15 protein-coding genes are annotated in these 15,986 nt (G+C 64.0%); 5 read left to right on the top strand and 10 right to left on the bottom strand.

Features of this window, described 5'->3' with window-relative positions; genetic code table 11:
- The first annotated feature begins 108 nt into the window (after positions 1–108).
- The 3 genes from desA (at position 109) to BLS61_RS08070 (ending at position 4,065) form a co-directional block, all read left to right on the top strand.
- Complete coding sequence (desA, locus tag BLS61_RS08080) at positions 109–1,299, top strand: delta-9 fatty acid desaturase DesA (protein WP_090429665.1); 1,191 nt, start codon at positions 109–111, stop codon at positions 1,297–1,299.
- Between the two features lie 107 nt (positions 1,300–1,406).
- Positions 1,407–2,378: a GGDEF domain-containing protein gene (locus BLS61_RS08075; protein ID WP_090429900.1), complete on the top strand. Its 972-nt coding sequence runs from the start codon at positions 1,407–1,409 to the stop codon at positions 2,376–2,378.
- Between the two features lie 424 nt (positions 2,379–2,802).
- Positions 2,803–4,065: an OprD family porin gene (locus BLS61_RS08070; RefSeq protein ID WP_090429661.1), complete on the top strand. Its 1,263-nt coding sequence runs from the start codon at positions 2,803–2,805 to the stop codon at positions 4,063–4,065.
- Positions 4,066–4,161: 96 nt separating this feature from the next.
- On the opposite strand, the gene BLS61_RS08065 is transcribed toward BLS61_RS08070, so the two are convergent.
- Positions 4,162–4,491 (bottom strand): DUF2388 domain-containing protein, encoded by a 330-nt coding sequence (locus BLS61_RS08065; RefSeq protein WP_090429660.1) that lies wholly within the window; start codon positions 4,489–4,491, stop codon positions 4,162–4,164.
- Between the two features lie 88 nt (positions 4,492–4,579).
- Complete coding sequence (locus BLS61_RS08060) at positions 4,580–4,834, bottom strand: NfeD family protein (protein ID WP_090429658.1); 255 nt, start codon at positions 4,832–4,834, stop codon at positions 4,580–4,582.
- Between the two features lie 165 nt (positions 4,835–4,999).
- On the opposite strand from BLS61_RS08060, the gene BLS61_RS08055 reads away from it, so the two are divergent.
- Entirely contained in the window at positions 5,000–5,674 is a 675-nt protein-coding gene (locus tag BLS61_RS08055; RefSeq protein WP_208598781.1) for a murein L,D-transpeptidase catalytic domain family protein, read from the top strand.
- Here the strand turns inward: BLS61_RS08055 and tfpB are convergent.
- Both tfpB and BLS61_RS08045 read right to left on the bottom strand, forming a co-directional pair.
- Positions 5,649–7,433 carry a type IV pilus assembly ATPase TfpB gene (gene tfpB, locus BLS61_RS08050; protein WP_090429656.1) on the bottom strand — a complete coding sequence of 595 codons (1,785 nt, stop codon included), beginning with the start codon at positions 7,431–7,433 and terminating at the stop codon, positions 5,649–5,651. The genes BLS61_RS08055 and tfpB overlap by 26 nt on opposite strands.
- Positions 7,434–7,556: 123 nt before the next feature.
- Positions 7,557–7,883 carry a hypothetical protein gene (locus BLS61_RS08045; protein ID WP_090429654.1) on the bottom strand — a complete coding sequence of 109 codons (327 nt, stop codon included), beginning with the start codon at positions 7,881–7,883 and terminating at the stop codon, positions 7,557–7,559.
- A 127-nt stretch (positions 7,884–8,010) separates the two neighbouring features.
- Between BLS61_RS08045 and BLS61_RS08040 the strand changes: the two genes are divergently transcribed.
- Positions 8,011–8,478: an Lrp/AsnC family transcriptional regulator gene (locus BLS61_RS08040; protein WP_090429652.1), complete on the top strand. Its 468-nt coding sequence runs from the start codon at positions 8,011–8,013 to the stop codon at positions 8,476–8,478.
- On the opposite strand, the gene BLS61_RS08035 is transcribed toward BLS61_RS08040, so the two are convergent.
- The 6 genes from BLS61_RS08035 to BLS61_RS08010 form a co-directional block, all read right to left on the bottom strand.
- Entirely contained in the window at positions 8,475–9,146 is a 672-nt protein-coding gene (locus tag BLS61_RS08035) for a DUF502 domain-containing protein (RefSeq protein WP_090429650.1), read from the bottom strand. The two genes, BLS61_RS08040 and BLS61_RS08035, sit on opposite strands and share 4 nt — an antisense overlap.
- Positions 9,147–9,353: 207 nt before the next feature.
- Positions 9,354–10,634, bottom strand: coding sequence for a C4-dicarboxylate TRAP transporter large permease protein DctM (dctM, locus tag BLS61_RS08030; RefSeq protein WP_090429648.1), 1,281 nt, complete (start codon positions 10,632–10,634; stop codon positions 9,354–9,356).
- Positions 10,634–11,260, bottom strand: coding sequence for a TRAP transporter small permease (locus BLS61_RS08025; protein WP_090429646.1), 627 nt, complete (start codon positions 11,258–11,260; stop codon positions 10,634–10,636). The genes dctM and BLS61_RS08025 overlap by 1 nt, the downstream gene beginning before the upstream one ends.
- 137 nt (positions 11,261–11,397) lie before the next feature.
- Positions 11,398–12,390 (bottom strand): C4-dicarboxylate TRAP substrate-binding protein DctP, encoded by a 993-nt coding sequence (dctP, locus tag BLS61_RS08020; protein ID WP_090429643.1) that lies wholly within the window; start codon positions 12,388–12,390, stop codon positions 11,398–11,400.
- A 305-nt stretch (positions 12,391–12,695) separates the two neighbouring features.
- Positions 12,696–14,081 (bottom strand): sigma-54-dependent transcriptional regulator, encoded by a 1,386-nt coding sequence (locus BLS61_RS08015; protein WP_090429641.1) that lies wholly within the window; start codon positions 14,079–14,081, stop codon positions 12,696–12,698.
- The gene (locus tag BLS61_RS08010) at positions 14,078–15,892 is read right to left on the bottom strand and encodes a sensor histidine kinase (protein ID WP_090429896.1); all 1,815 of its coding nucleotides are present in this window, start codon (positions 15,890–15,892) and stop codon (positions 14,078–14,080) included. Before BLS61_RS08010 ends, BLS61_RS08015 begins: the two co-directional genes overlap by 4 nt.
- Positions 15,893–15,986: the final 94 nt, after the last annotated feature.

Below are 15,986 nucleotides of genomic sequence, written 5' to 3'. Positions count from 1 at the left end.
TTCTTATCTAAAAGACCAACTGGTTTTCTGGCCTGGGTCAGGGATAATGCGATCAGGTTCGTCCTTGTAGGACAAACCGCGTTCCCCTATCAAGAGGCAACAGCGCCCATGTGGTACAACGGTTTACTCGACCTGTCGGTCTGGCAGCTGGTGGCTGCGACCTTGCTGATGACGCACGTGACCATCGTCAGCGTCACCGTCTATCTGCACCGCTACTCTGCGCACCGGGCACTGGAACTGCACCCGGCGCTCAAGCATTTCTTCCGTTTCTGGCTGTGGCTGACCACCGGCCAGAACACCCGCGAGTGGACCGCGATTCACCGCAAGCACCACGCCAAGTGCGAAACCGTCGATGACCCGCACAGCCCGGTGATCAAGGGGCTGGGTACCGTGCTGCGCAAAGGTGCCGAACTCTATCAGGAAGAGGCGAAGAACCAGGAAACCTTGCGCATCTATGGCAAGAACTGCCCGGATGACTGGATCGAGCGCAATGTCTACAGCCGTTACCCGATCGGCGGTGTGACCCTGATGGCGATCATCGACCTGGCCCTGTTCGGCGTGCTCGGCATGACCGTCTGGGCCGTCCAGATGATGTGGATTCCGTTCTGGGCTGCCGGTGTGATCAACGGCCTGGGCCATGCGGTCGGCTATCGCAACTTCGAGTGCCGTGACGCCGCCACCAACCTGGTGCCCTGGGGCATCATCATCGGTGGCGAAGAACTGCACAACAACCACCACACCTACCCCAACAGCGCCAAGCTGTCGGTGAAGAAGTGGGAGTTCGACATGGGCTGGGCCTGGATCAAGCTGTTCAGCTTCTTCGGCCTGGCCACGGTGCAGCGCGTCGCACCCATCGCCCATCGCGTCGAAGGCAAGGGCCACTTGGACATGGACACCGCCATGGCCATCCTCAACAACCGCTTCCAGATCATGGCGCAGTACCGCAAGCTGGTGATCGCGCCGCTGGTCAAGCAGGAAGTGGCCAAGGCCGACGAGTCGGTGCGCCATCTGTTCCGCCGCGCCAAGCGCCTGCTGTCGCGTGAGCCGAGCCTGCTGGAAGAGCAGCACCATGCACGTATCGCCGACATGCTGGCGCAAAGCCAGGCACTCAAGGTGATCTACGAGAAGCGCCTGGCCCTGCAGCAGATCTGGGTCAAGACCAGCAGCAACGGCCACGACATGCTCGAGGCCATGAAGCAGTGGGTGCACGAGGCCGAAGCCAGCGGTATCCAGTCGCTGCGCGAGTTCGCCGAGCAGCTCAAGACCTACTCGCTGCGGCCCGCCAACGCGATCGCCTGACCGCTCTTCGCTCGCGAAGGCCCGCCGAACTGGCGGGCCTTCTTGTTTGTCCAAGACTCGCACTATGCTCACTTTACGCTTATGCGAGGGATTGGATGGCCGCTGTGATGGATGATCAAGGCAACGCTGTTTCCGAGTTGGAAGAACTGACCCTGGCCTTGTTGCACAGCCGGGCCGAGGTGGAGCGCCTGGGCGAGCGCGAACAGCTGTTCAGTAGCCTGCTTGGCAGCGTCAATGCCGTGCTCTGGGCCTTCGACTGGGAGGAGCAGCGGATGATTTACGTCAGTCCGGCCTACGAGCGCATCTTCGGCCGCTCCGCCGCGCTGCTGCTGGCCGACTACGGCGAGTGGCGCAACAGCATCTATCCGGATGACCTCGACTACGCCGCCGAAAGCCTGGCCAAGGTGCTGGAAACCGGCGCGGTGGAGTCGCGCGAGTACCGCATCATTCGTGCCGATGGCCAACTGCGCTGGCTCAGCGACAAATGCTTCGTCAGCCCCAGGCCGGGTGCGGAGCCGGGCAGGGTTATCGTCGGCATCGCCGAAGACATCACCGAGAAGAAGCGCCTCGAGGGCGAACTGCATCGCCTGGCCACCACCGACGTGCTGACCCAGAGCAGCAACCGCAGGCACTTCTTCGAGTGCGCCCGTCGCGAGTTCGAGCACGCACGCAAGTTCGGCAGCCCGTTGGCTTTCCTGCTGCTCGACCTCGACGACTTCAAGAAGATCAACGACCAGTACGGTCACCAGACCGGCGACGAGGTGTTGCGGCGCCTGGCCCATTGCGGCAGCAATGCCTTGCGTCGCGGCGACCTGTTCGGGCGTATCGGCGGCGAGGAATTCGCTGCGCTGTTCCCGGGCTGCGAGCAGGACCTGGCCCTGCAGGTAGCGGAAAGGCTGCAGCGTGAGGTGCAACGCCTCAGCTTCCAGCATGAGGGCAAGAGCTTCGGCATCACCGTCAGCCAGGGCCTGACCAGCATGCTGGCGACCGATGTCAGCCTCGATGCGCTCTACGCGCGTGCCGATGCCGCCATGTACCTGGCCAAGCGGCAGGGCAAGAATCAGATCGTGCTGGGATGACGATTGGCGATTTTCCGCCTTGTGGCGGGTTTTGGTGGGCGGAAAGTTGCCGATAGAAAGTTGTCATCGCCTGGTCACGCGTCTGCAGAAAAAATGTAACCTGCTGTTCTAGAAGCATTGCGCGCCTATTGGAGGACGCTGGCGCGCAATCTGCATAGTTCCTGCCAGATGCCGCCCAGGACGTCGGCGCAAAATAACAACGACGAGAGAGTACTCACCATGCATCACTCAGCCCGCCTTGTTTCGGTCGCTTCGCTGCGTTCGCCGTTGTTTCGTTGTTCCTGAATTTTCACGCACCCCTTCGAGCCCGGCTTGCGCCGTGTCCGCTCGCGGGTGCCTATGCCCCATTCGTTCCGGCCTGCCTCTTCGTGCCGAAGTCCGCGCCGGACGAAGCGTCACCTTAAACACACTGGAGAGAAACATAATGAGAAAGACCTCCCTGGCACTGGCCGTAGCCGCCAGCACCCTGGGCCTGAGCCAAGTGGCCTTCGCCGACCTGGTCGGCGATACCAAAGTCAGCCTGGAAGCACGCAACTTCTACTTTAATCGTGATTTCCGTGAGGATGCTGGCCAGTCCAAATCCGAAGAGTGGGCACAGGGTTTCATTCTGCGCATGAACTCCGGCTTTACCGAAGGCACTGTAGGTTTCGGTGCTGATGCCATCGGTATGTTCGGCTTCAAGCTGGATTCGGGTGGCGGTACCGGTGGCAGTGGCCTGCTGGTTCCGGATCGCTCTCGCAACAATGGTCTCGGTTCTCAGGATAACTACTCTGGTCTGGCTGTAGCGGCTAAAGCCAAGGTATCCAACAGCACTCTGCGTGTTGGCCAGATGCAGTTCAAGAACGCTGCAATTGCGTCCAGTGATAGCCGTCTGCTGCCGCAGGTCTTTGAAGCAGGTCACGTCGTCTCCCAGGAGATCGACGGTCTGATGCTGGAAGCCGCTCACGTCCGTGAGGTCAACAACCGTAACTCCAACGACTACGAAGACATCGGTATCACTACTGGTGGTCGTCGTGGCATCACCACTGTTGGCGGCTCCACTACCGATTCCTTCGACTTCATCGGTGGCACTTACAAGCTGACCAAGGATCTGAGCGCCGGTTACTACTACTCCAATCTGGACGAGCTGTACAAACAGCACTCCTTCAACGTCGTGCATGTCCTGCCGCTGGCCGACAAGCAGAGCCTGAAGACCGATTTGCGCTATGCGCGTTCCACTGACGACGGCAACCGCAGCAACGTCGACAACAAGGCCTTCGGCGCCATGATTACCTATGGTCTGGATGGCCATGCCTTTGGCCTGGGTTACCAGAAAATGAGTGGCGACACTGGCTTTGCCTTCATCAACGGTACCGATCCTTTCCTGGTCAACTACGTGCAGATTGGCGACTTCGCCAACAAGGACGAGAAGTCCTACCAGGCGCGTTATGACTTCAACTTCGCCTCCATCGGTATTCCGGGCCTGACTTTCATGACCCGTTACCTGACTGGTGACAACATTGACCGTGGTCGTGGTGTTTCCGAAGGTCGTGAGTGGGAGCGCAACACCGAGTTGATGTACGTCTTCCAGGAAGGTGCACTGAAGAACCTGGGTGTTCGCTGGCGTAACGCTACTATGCGCAACAACTTCAGCCGCGACATCGACGAAAACCGTCTGATCGTCAGCTACACCCTGCCGCTGATGTAATACGAGAGGCTGTCGGGAGGCCTGCAAAGGCTCGATGTCTCGGCCGCCAGACTAAAATGCCCGCATCCATTGGATGCGGGCATTTTTTATGGGCGCTCAGCGTGCGCTTTCAATCGGCGCGGCCGACGCCGCGAGAATGGCGCTGGCCAGGGCCATGTCATCGGCATCCTGCAACTGCGGATTGGTGCTGCGCAGCTGCTGCATGGCCGCTTCCAGGTGCGGGCCGCGGATTTCGCCGTTACTGGCGACGAAGCTGCTGGCATCCTCTTCGGCGGCAGCGACCAGCTTGCGATCCTTGAAGGTCAGGTAGGTCGAGGCCGTGGTGGCGCCCGAGGACAGAATGTCGCGCAGCAGGCCATCGGCAGCTGCGGTCTGGGCGATCAGGCAGGCACTGAACGCCAGTGCGGCATGGCTCGTTACACGCATGATGAAACTCCTTTTGGGTGGTTCCTTTCCTAGGAGTCGAATCGGCCGCCGGTGGTTCCTTGCCGGCGATGGCCGGTTGCCAGGCCGCTCAGCCGCGCAGCCTGCGCGCGCGCCGTTGATGGCGCCACCACAGCAGCGCCGAGACCGCCGCCAGCACGGCGAACAGTAGAAATTGCCAGGCCCAGGGCAGGTCGGGGAAGAGGTAGGTCAGCGCACCGACGGTGACGGCGACCAGGCCAATCCACAGCAGGTAGCCGCCAGCGCCGAACACTTCGAGAATCAACAGCAGGGTGGCCAGGGCCAACCAGTCCCAGAACGACAGATGTTGCAGGTAGGTGATCATGGGAAGACGCGGCTACCTGTGGTCAGACAGTTTGCTGATCGTCCTTGTGTGTGCATCGCTTAGACTCCTTTGACAGATTCAACAATCTAAGCACAGCGGCCCGGGCTCTGCCGCCGACCTCTTCGCAAGGTGGGCAGATGCCGGGCGATGGATGGGAACTGGAGCATGTTCAAGCGTCTGACGGGTGCGGTTTTGCTTGCCCTCATGCCTGGCCAGCATGCACTGGCCGATGAGCTGCTTGATGCGTTGCAGCGCGCAGCGCCGCAGCTTGAGGTGCGTGCCCTGCAGGATGCGCTACAGGCGCTGCGATGCGTCGAGGGCGAGGTCGATGTAGCTGATCAGGCCAGGCGGCTGGCGGTGATCGACTACTCGCGTTCTTCGCTGGAGCGGCGCCTGTGGGTGTTCGATCTGACCCACCGGCATCTGCTGCAGCGTGAGTTCGTGGCCCATGGTCGGCAATCCGGCGAGCTGTTCGCCGAGCGCTTCTCCAACCTGCCGGGCAGTCATCAGTCCAGCCTCGGCCTGTTTCGCGGTGCCGAGAGCTACAGCGGGCGGCACGGTCATTCGTTGCGTCTCGATGGCCTGGAACCCGGCTTCAACGACCAGGCGCGAGCCCGGGCGCTGGTGATCCATGGCGCCGATTACGTGGCGCCAGGCTGGGCCGATCGGCACGGGCGCATGGGGCGCAGCCTGGGCTGTCCGGCGGTGCAGCAGGAAGTGATCCGGGTGCTGGTGGATCAGCTCAAGGATGGCCAGTACCTGTTCGCCTGGCATCCACAGATGCAGCAGGACCGCTATCGCGATTGCGCGAGCATCAGCGCTGTTCGCTCTGCGGAGTGACGCGCAGCACTTCCTCGATGGTGGTCAGGCCGGCGGCGACCTTCTGCGCGCCGGACAGGCGCAGGCTGCGCATGCCGTCCTTGAAGGCGGCGCGGCGCAGCAGGGTCAGGTCCGTATCGGCGGTGATCAGCGGCTTGATCGCGTCGTTGATCAGCATGATCTCGTACACCCCGGCACGGCCGCGGTAGCCGGTTTCACGGCATTCCAGGCAGCCAACGGCATGGTGCGCATGCGTCGGCAGTGGCGAGCTCCAGGGCCGGGTCAGGCCGTTCCAGGTGTCTTCGTCCAGCTGCACCGGCGCCTTGCAGTGCGGGCACAGGGTACGCACCAGGCGCTGGGCCATGACGCCGAGGATGGTGGCCTTGAGCAGGTAGTGCGGCACGCCCAGTTCCAGCAGGCGGGTGATGGCGCTGGGGGCGTCGTTGGTGTGCAGGGTGGAGAGCACCAGGTGACCGGTGAGCGCGGCCTGGATAGCCATCTCGGCGGTTTCCAGGTCGCGGATCTCGCCGACCATGATGATGTCCGGGTCCTGGCGCATCAGCGCGCGCACGCCGCTGGCGAAGGTCAGGTCGATGTTGTGCTGCACCTGCATCTGGTTGAAGGCGCCCTCGATCATCTCGATCGGGTCCTCGATGGTGCAGACGTTCACCTCCGGCGTGGCCAGTTGCTTGAGCGTGGTGTAGAGCGTGGTGGTCTTGCCCGAGCCGGTGGGGCCGGTGACCAGGATGATGCCGTTGGGCTGGCTGGTCATGCTCTGCCAGCGGCGCAGGTCGTCCGGGGAGAAGCCGAGCTGATCTGGGCTTTTCAGCAGCACCTCGGGGTCGAAGATACGCATCACCATCTTCTCGCCGAAGGCGGTGGGCAGGGTCGACAGGCGCAGCTCCACCTCGCCGCCGTCCGGGGTCTTGGTCTTGACCCGGCCGTCCTGCGGTTTGCGCTTCTCGGCGATGTTCATGCGGCCGAGGTTCTTCAGGCGGCTGACCACCGCCATGGTGACTTGGGCGGGGAACTGGTAGACGGTGTGCAGCACGCCGTCGATGCGAAAGCGCACGGTACCCTGCTCGCGGCGCGGTTCGATATGGATATCGCTGGCGCGCTGCTGGAAGGCGTACTGGAACAGCCAGTCGACGATGTTGACGATGTGCGCGTCGTTGGCGTCCGGTTCCTGATCCTGGGCGCCAAGGCTCAGCAGTTGCTCGAAGTTGCCGACGCCGCTGATCTTCTGGTCGGTGGCATTGGCGCCGCTGACCGAGCGGGCCAGGCGGTAGAACTCGGTGGTGAAGCGCTGGATGTCCGCCGGGTTGGCCACCACGCGCTTGATCGGGCGCTTGAGCACGTGGATCAGGTTGGCTTCCCAGCTGTGCACCAGCGGCTGGCTGCTGGCGATGGTGACGCTTTCGCTGTCCACGGCAACGGCGAGGATCTTGTGACGCTGGGCGAAGGCGTAGGACATCAATGGGGTGATGGCCGGTACGTCGATCTTCAGCGGGTCGATGCGCAGGTAGGGTTGGCCGGCGAAGTTGGCCAGCCAGACGGTAAGGGTTTCCAGATCGAGTTTCTTGCCCGGGCGCGTCAGGTCATCGACCTGCTGCGCGGCGAGGAATTCCAGCGGGTGCTGGCTGTTGTTCAGCGAGCTGCGGCGAATCGCCAGGCACTGCTCGGCCACGTCCTGCTCGACTCGGCCCTGGGCTACCAGCTCGCGCAGCAGGTCGCCAAGATCCAGTACACGGTCAGGGGCGGTAGCGGTGAAGGCGGACATGCGGGCTCCTCGGGGTCGGCCTGAACAAGGGTAGCAGGTCGTATTTCAACGACCTTTCAGCCGAGCTAGGATGCCCGAAAAGCAGTAGCAGGGCGAAGTGCCTGGCGTGACCGAGCACCCGCTTCAGGCCACCTCGGTTTCCAGGCTGTGATGCAGATGCTGCCAATCCACCTGCCAGACGCACACCAGGCCGCGCAGCTTCTGCGCCAGTACGCCGGCGCGGTGCAGCGAGAGGCCGGGCAGGCGCAGGCTGATGTGCAGATCGTCCTGCAGGCGCTCCATATGCAGGGCCTCGGGGAGCAGCTGCAACTGGGCGAACAGGCCGAGCAGGCGGCACAGCACGTCGGCTTCGGCATCGGTGCGCAACCGGTATTCGACGCAGGCGTCGGCGCGATCCTGCCAGGGATCGCGGCGCTGAGGCAGGGCGGGAAAGGGCGTGGTATCGGGCATGACGATCACTCGGGCAGGTTTTGCTCAAGTTTCCGCTTTCCCTGAGCAAAAGTTCTGCCTGGTTTAGTGGGAAAACCTAGAGTTTGTGGATAGTCTTGCCCCTTATCGACCATATGAGGGATTTTTTATGTCCGTCGCCCTGGATGCCTATGATCAGCGCATTCTCGCCCTGCTGCAGGAGGATGCCGGCCTGTCCACCGGCGAGATCGCCGAGCGCGTCGGCCTGTCGCAATCGCCCTGCTGGCGCCGCATCCAGCGCCTCAAGGAGGAGGGGGTGATCCGCAAGCAGGTGACCCTGCTCGATCGCAAGCGCATCGGCCTGCATACGCAGGTGTTCGCCCAGATCAAGCTCAACGCCCATGGCCGCTCCAACCTCACCGAGTTCGCCGAAGCCATGCGCGAGTTTCCCGAGGTACTGGAATGCCACGTGCTGATGGGCGCGGTGGACTTCATGCTGCGCATCGTCACCCGCGATATCGAGGCTTATGAGCGCTTCTTCTTCGAGAAACTGTCTCTGGTACCGGGGATCCAGGAGGTCAACTCCATCGTCGCGCTGTCGGAGATCAAGTCCACCACCAGCCTGCCGCTTGCCTAGGGTTTGATCAGCACCGGCGGCGACTGCTCGGCGTTGCGCTTGCCGGGTGGCGTAAGCCCCATGGACACGTAGATGCTGGTCAGTTGATCCACACCCATGTCGGCCGGGCGTATCCATTCCTGCGGCACGTAGAGCAGGCCGCCGCCGATGGGGATCGGCGCCGTGGGTACGAGGATGGCGCAGTAGGCGCGACCTTCCAGCTCCACGCTCTCCGAGCTCGGGCGCAGGGCGAGCACTGCTGCGCCGTCGCCGCCGAAGAAGCACCAGACCGGCGCCATGGTGGTGATATCGGGGTTCTTGCTCCTGTCCAGCAGGCCGACGAAACGGTCGGCCAGGTTGTAGAAGTTGCCGATCAGAGGCGTGCGCCGCAGGGTGCGGTCGAGCAACCAGGACAGTGGACGGCGCAGGCCCAGTTGTACGGCCAGGCCAAGCGGATAAAGGCTGGCGAGCAGTACCAGGCTACCTAGCAGATAGGCCATGTAGCCATTGCTGGAGAAGGGCTGACCGAGCGCCGCGAACAGCTGGCCGATCAGGGTCGAGGGGCCGACCAGGCGGTTGAGCAGGCTGAATATCCAGGCCAGCAGGGCCAGGGTCAGCACCAGCGGCAGGAGCGCCAGCAGGCCGGTCAGCCAGGTGGTAACGATGGATTTCAGGCTGCTTCTGATCATGCCTCGGTTTCCTAGATGAAGATGCCGGCGCACTTTACGCCGGTGCAGGCGGCGGTGGGCAGTGCAGTGTGCGTTGGGAGCCGGAGGAAATGGCTACAGCGCTTTTCTTCAGCCTACCGCGTTTTCATGGCTGAAAAAAAAAGCCCGGCACAAGGCCGGGCGGAGTGGGTACACGAGGTACCGAAGTAGCAGCGTTCGTGGAAACGGTTACATGCCGAGCAGGTTCGGCAGCCCCAGGGACACCGCCGGGATATAGGTGATGATCATCAGGAAGCTCAGCAGCAGCATCAGCCACGGCCAGGCCGCTTTGATCACCGAGGTCAGCGGCATGCCGGTCACCGCCGAGGTGACGAACAGGTTCAGCCCCACCGGTGGCGTGATCAGGCCGATCTCCATGTTCACCACCATGATGATGCCCAGGTGGATCGGGTCGATGCCCAGCTGTATGGCGATGGGGAAGAGAATCGGCGCCAGGATCAGGATGATCGCCGACGGCTCCATGAAGGCGCCGGCCACCAGCAGCACGATGTTCACCACCAGCAGGAACTGCCACGGCTGCAGGCCCAGCTCCACCACCCAGGCGGTGATTTGCTGCGGGATCTGCTCGGTGGTCAGCACATGGGCGAAGAGCATGGCGTTGGCGATGATGAACATCAGCATGATGGTCAGCTTGCCGGACTCCAGCAGCACCTTCGGGCACTCGCGGATGGTCAGATCCTTGTACACGAACAGCGCGACGAAGCCGGCGTAGACCGCCGCCACGGCGGCTGCCTCGGTGGGCGTGAACATGCCGCTGTAGATGCCGCCGAGGATGATCACCATCAGCAGCAGGCCCCAGAAGGCCTCACGCGCTGCGCGCAGCCACTGGCGGAAGCTGGCGCGCGGCAGGGCCGGCAGCTTCTTGATACGGGCGACGATGTAGATCGCGATCATCAGCGCCAGGCCGAGCATCACGCCGGGGATGACACCAGCCATGAACAGCTTGCCCACCGACTGCTCGGTGGCGGCGGCGTAGACCACCATCACGATCGACGGCGGGATCAGGATACCCAGGGTGCCGGCGTTACACACGATGCCGGCACCGAACGCCTGCGGATAACCGGAACGCACCATGCCGGCGATGGCGATGGAGCCTACCGCAGCCACGGTGGCGGGCGAGGAGCCGGACAGCGCGGCGAACAGCATGCACGCCAGTACCGCACCGATGGCCAGGCCACCACGGATATGGCCGACGCAGGCGTTGGCGAAGTCGATCAGGCGCTTGGCCACACCGCCGGTGGTCATGAAGGCGCCGGACAGCAGGAAGAACGGGATCGCCAGCAGGGTGTAGTGCTCGGAGGTCTCGAACAGCTTGATCGCCAGCGAGCGCACCGAGTCGGGGCTGAACAGCATGATGGTGATCGAGCCGGCCAGGCCGAGCGACGCAGCGATCGGCACGCCGATGAACATCAGCAAAAACAGCAGCAGGAAGAGGAACAGAACGGTCATTATTTGGCCTCCTCGTGCTCATTGACCTTGAGGGCGTCGGCGGCTTCGTCAGCCAGGCCGAGACCGGTCTGCTCGTTGCGCAGGATACGCACGAGGATCTCCAGGAAGCGGATGAACACCATGGCGTAGCCGAACGGCACGATCATGCCGATATGCCATTGCTGGATGCCGTAGTGGCCCAGATCCTCGGCACCGATGCCGGCAATGAACAGGGTACGGACCCAGTCGAAGCTGCCGACCGCGATCAGGCCGGCGTAGCCCAGGCAGGCCGAGCAGGCGATCACGCCGATCACGCGCTGAATGCCGCGCGGGGCGAGCTTGACCAGCGCGTCGACGCCGATGTGGCCGGCGGTGCGCACGCCATAGGCCAGGCCGAAGAAGATCAGCCAGCCGAACAGGGCCTTGGTCAGGGCATTGCTCCAGGTCATCGCCTGGGCAAGGTCGAGAATGAAGTCGCCGATAGCGAGCAGGGTCGCGTTACCGCCAAAGGTGTCACCCAGCCAATAGAACAGGGTGTAGAAGTTGTTGAGGATCACGTAGACGAAAGTGATCAGCGTCATGGCTGCCAGAAGAAAGGCGATGAAGCCTTCTTCGAAGTGCTCCCAGACGCGCCGCAAGGCGTTCATGGTCGGGTCTCCCGAATGGAAAGGGCGTAGGGTGGGACGGCAGCCGCCCCACCGGTTACAGCATTGAACGACGCCCGTCGCGGGCGTCGTGGTGGGTCAGAACGGCAAGGTCCTGCCCACCCTACGGCTCTCCGGCCTTATTGCTGGTTGGCGGCCTGGGCGGCCTTGATCAGGTCGGCACCGATCTCGCCTTCGAACTTCTTCCACACCGGCTGCATGGCGTCGCGCCACTGGTCACGCTGCTCCGGAGTCAGAGTCAGGATCTCGGTGGTGCCGGCGTCGATGATGCGCTGCTTGTCGCCTTCGTTGAGGGCGTCAGCCTGCTTGTTCACCTCGACGGTGACCTCGGCGATGATCTTGTTCAGCTCGTCGCGTACGTCAGCCGGCAGACCGTCCCAGAACTTGGTGTTGGTGATCAGCATGTAGTCCAGCAGGCCATGGTTGGACTCGGTGATGTACTTCTGCACCTCGTGCATCTTCTGGCTGTAGATGTTCGAGTAGGGGTTCTCGGCACCGTTGACCACGCCAGTCTGCAGGCCCTGATAGACCTCGGCGAAGCTCATCTTGCGCGGGTTGGCGCGCACGGCCTTGAATTGCTCTTCCAGTACGGCGGATGCCTGTACGCGGAACTTCAGACCACGGGCGTCCTTGGGCTCGAGCAGCGCCTTGTTGGCCGACAGCTGCTTCAGGCCGTTGTGCCAGTAGGCCAGGCCGGTGATGCCCTTGTCGGTCATGGAGGTCAGCAGCTTCTGGCCTTCGGCGCTCTTCTGGAAGCGGTCTACCGCTGCCATGTCGTCGAACAGGAACGGCAGGTCGAACACCTGCAGCTGCTTGGTGTAATGCTCGAACTTGGCCAGGGACGGGGCGATCATCTGGACGTCGCCGAGCAGCAGCGCTTCCATTTCCTTGCCGTCGCCGAACAGCGAGGAGTTCGGATAGACCTCGACCTTGACCTTGTCGCCCAGGCGCTCTTCCGCCAGTTGCTTGAACAGCACGGCACCCTGACCTTTCGGGGTGTGCTCGGCAACCACGTGAGAGAACTTGATGACGATCGGGTCGGCAGCGTGAACCACGCCGGCGATGGACAGGGACAGGGCGCAAGCCAGCGCCTTGGCAGTCAGTTTGAACATGCGGATGCTTCCTCTTGTTGTGTTTATCGCATTGGCGCCGAGGCGCTGCTGACGAACGGACAAGAGCAAGTCTAGGCGGCTTGGAGAAAAACGCCGGTGGCTTCAGCGAGGCCTGGACTTGTACTTGTGGGTTCGCTTGAGGCTAGCCTAGAGCAACCCTTGTGCCAGTCTGCCAGGGGCGGCTCCAGTGCGTGGTGGGAAAGCCCGTGGCTGTGGGCCTTGATGGCTTTTTGCCGAAGGGCGGGCGGGCTCTTGAGCCCGCTGGCCGCGGGTATTGAACGATGGAATTGGCGGTTTGCCGCCAGTCAGTCGAAGTCCTCTGGCGAGCTTCCGCCAGCGCCGGAGAAGTTCAGCCCATGTTTGCGCAGCTTGTCGTGCAGGGTCTTGCGCGGCACGCCCAGCGCTTCGGCCAGGCTGCGCAGCGAGCCATGCGGGCGGCTCAGCTCGGCGGCGATCAGGGCGCGCTCGAAGGCCTCGACCTGCTCGCTGAGCCCGCCGTTGACCGGCGGCAGGTTCGGCGCGTTGCTGTCCAGGGCCAGTTCCAGGCCAAGGGCGAAGCGCTCGGCTGCATTCTGCAGTTCGCGCACGTTGCCCGGCCATGGATGCCGCAGCAGCAGCGCGCGTTGCCCCGGTTGCAGCTCACGCGGTGCCAGGGCGTGGCGGGCCGCCGCAGCATCGGCGAAATGCTGGAACAGCAGCAGGGCGTCCTCGCCGCGCTCACGCAGCGGAGGAATGGACAGCGGTGCGACGTTCAGACGGTAGTAGAGGTCGGCGCGGAAGCGCCCGGCATCGGCGGCCTGGCGCAGGTCTTCCTTGGTCGCGGCGATCACACGGATGTCCAGCGGGATCAGCTGGTTGCCGCCGAGGCGCTCGACCACGCGCTCCTGCAGCAGGCGCAGCAGTTTGACCTGCACGTCCAGGCTCATGCTCTCGATCTCGTCGAGGAACAGGGTGCCGCCGTTGGCGAACTCGAACTTGCCGATGCGCCGCTTCTGCGCGCCGGTGAAGGCGCCGGCCTCGTGGCCGAACAGCTCGCTTTCCACCACCGATTCGGCCAGGGCGCCGGCGTTGATGGCGACGAAGGGGCCGTCGCGGCGGCTGGACAGATCGTGCAGGGCGCGGGCGACCACCTCCTTGCCGGCGCCGGTCTCACCGAGGATCAGCACGTCGGTGGCGATACCGGCGAGCGCGCCGATCTGCTCGCGCAGGCGCTGCATGGCGGGCGACTGGCCGACCAGGCGGCTGGCCAGTTGCTGGCGGTCGTTGAGCGCCATGCGCAGGCTGCGGTTGTCCAGCACCAGGCGGCGCAGCTCCAGGGCGCGACGCACGCTGTCGAGCAGGGCGTCGTTGGCGAAGGGCTTTTCCAGAAAGTCGTAGGCGCCGGCGCGCATCGCCTGCACGGCCAGGGGCACATCCCCGTGCCCGGTAATCAGCAGCACCGGCAGCTCGGCGTCACGCTCGCGCAGTTGACCCAGTAGCTGCAGGCCGTCGATGCCCGGCATGCGGATATCGCTGACCACCACGCCGGGCCAGCCGGCCGGGATACGCGCAGCCAGGCCCTGGGCGTCGCCCAGGCTGAGGACCTTGAGCCCGGCCAGGTCGAGCGTCTGGCTGAGCGCCTGGCGCAGATGCGCGTCGTCGTCGATCAGCAATACCTGAATGCGGCTGTCGATGGCGCTGTCACTGGTCATGGCGAAGGGTCCTCAGAGGGTTGCAGGTTGACGCCGGGGCTGGCCAGGCGCAGGCGCAGGGTGATCAGTGCGCCGCCGGCTGGATGATTGGCCAGTAGCAGTTCGCCGTCCAGCGCGCGCACCAGACTGTCGCAGATGGCCAGGCCGAGCCCCAGGCCCTGGGCGCTGGTCTTGGTGGTGAAGAAGGGCTCGCGCGCACGGGCCAGCGATTCGGCGGTAAAACCCGGGCCGTTGTCGCGCAGCAGCAGCTCGAGGTGCTCGGCCTGATGCTCGATGCTGATCCAGATGCGTCGCGGCGGCGCCTTGTCGACCAGAGCATCGAGGGCGTTGCCGAGCAGGTTGCCGAGTACCTGACGCAGGCGCGTTTCGCCGGCCTGTACCCAGAGCGTGGCGTCCGGCAGATCACGGATCAGCTCCACATCCATGGCGCGACGGCGTTTGGCGAGCAAGGCGAGGGCGTCGTCCAGCGCCGGCTGCAGGGCGACCCGCTCGGGCGCGTGCTGGTCACGGCGGGCGAAAGCGCGCAGATGGGCGATGATCGAGGCCATGCGCTCGGTCAGTTCGCTGATCAGCTTGAGGTTGGCGCGGGCATCCTCGCTGCGCTGGTGGTCGAGCAGGGTGCTGGCGTTCTCCGCGTAGCTGCGGATCGCGCCCAGTGGCTGGTTGAGTTCATGGCTGATGCTGGCGCTCATGGTGCCGAGTGCGGACAGCTTGCCGGCCTGGACCAGTTCGTCCTGGGCGCGCACCAGTTCCTGCTGGGCCTGTTCGCGTTCGAGCACTTCCTGCTTGAGGCGGCTGTTGAGCAGTTCCAGATCCTGCGTGCGCTCGGCCACGCGCTGTTCCAGCTCGGCCTTGGCGCGGGCGTCAAGGGCGATGCGTTCGAGGTAGTGACGGCGGCGGAGGATCAGCAGGCCGAGCAGCAGCAGCAGGGCCAGCAGGGCGGCCGCACCCACGGCCACGGCGCTGCGCACGGGGCGGTCGAGCAGGATGCGCGGGGCGAGAATGCTCACCGTCCAGCCGGTTTCGTCCAGGGCGCGACTCTGCGTCAGCCAGGCGTTGGCATCGATGTCCAGCGCGGGTGGCGCCTGGGTCGGGTAGGGCTGGTTGGCGGCGATGGCCGACTGCTCGACGCGGTCCAGCGGGCGACTGGCGTGAAAGCGCCAGTCGGGGCGCGAGGTGAGGATCACCACGCCGTTGGTATCGGTGACCAGCAACTGTTCCGGGGTATTGCCCCACAGCGTTTCGGTGTGGTCTAGGTCGACCTTGACCACCAGTGCGCCGATGTTCTGATCGCCCTCGCGCACCGGGTAGGCGAAGTAGTAGCCGCGTTTGCCGGAGGTGGTGCCGAGGCCGAAGAAGCGCCCCAGACGGCCAGCCAATGCTTCGCGGAAATACGGGCGAAAGGCGAAGTTGCCGGCGACGAAACTGTCGGGCTTGTCCCAGTTGGACGCGGCCAGGGTGACGCCACGGGTGTTCATCAGGTAGATCACGTCGGCGCCGGTCTGTTTCTTCACGCGCGCCAGCAGGCGGTTGGCGCTGTCCAGCACGGCGGGGTCTTCGGGTGCCTGCAGGGCGGCACGCAGGCCGGGCAGGTCGCCGAGAATCTGCGGCAGTACCTCGTAGCGGCGCAGCGTGCCGAGCAGGTTGGCGACGTAGAGGTCGAGCGTCTGGCGGTTCTGCTCGATCAGTACCTCGCGATAGTAGCGCTCGGCCAGGAAGTGCACCGGCCACAGCAGCGGGGCGAGCAGCAGCGCCAGCAGCACAAGGCTGCGCCAGCGCAGACGTCGGGGAGTGGCGGTGATCGAGCTCATCGAAATGATCGCTTGGGAGTGATTGTCGCAGCGGCCCATGCAAGGCGCCAAACAGGGGCCATACTCTAGCGCAGCATCACCTGCCATTGCGCGT

Origin of the sequence: Ectopseudomonas guguanensis, from assembly GCF_900104265.1 — a bacterium.
Lineage (GTDB): Bacteria > Pseudomonadota > Gammaproteobacteria > Pseudomonadales > Pseudomonadaceae > Aquipseudomonas > Aquipseudomonas guguanensis.
The sequence above is the reverse complement of the archived record's forward strand: the minus strand, read 5'-3'. Positions and strand labels throughout refer to the sequence as shown.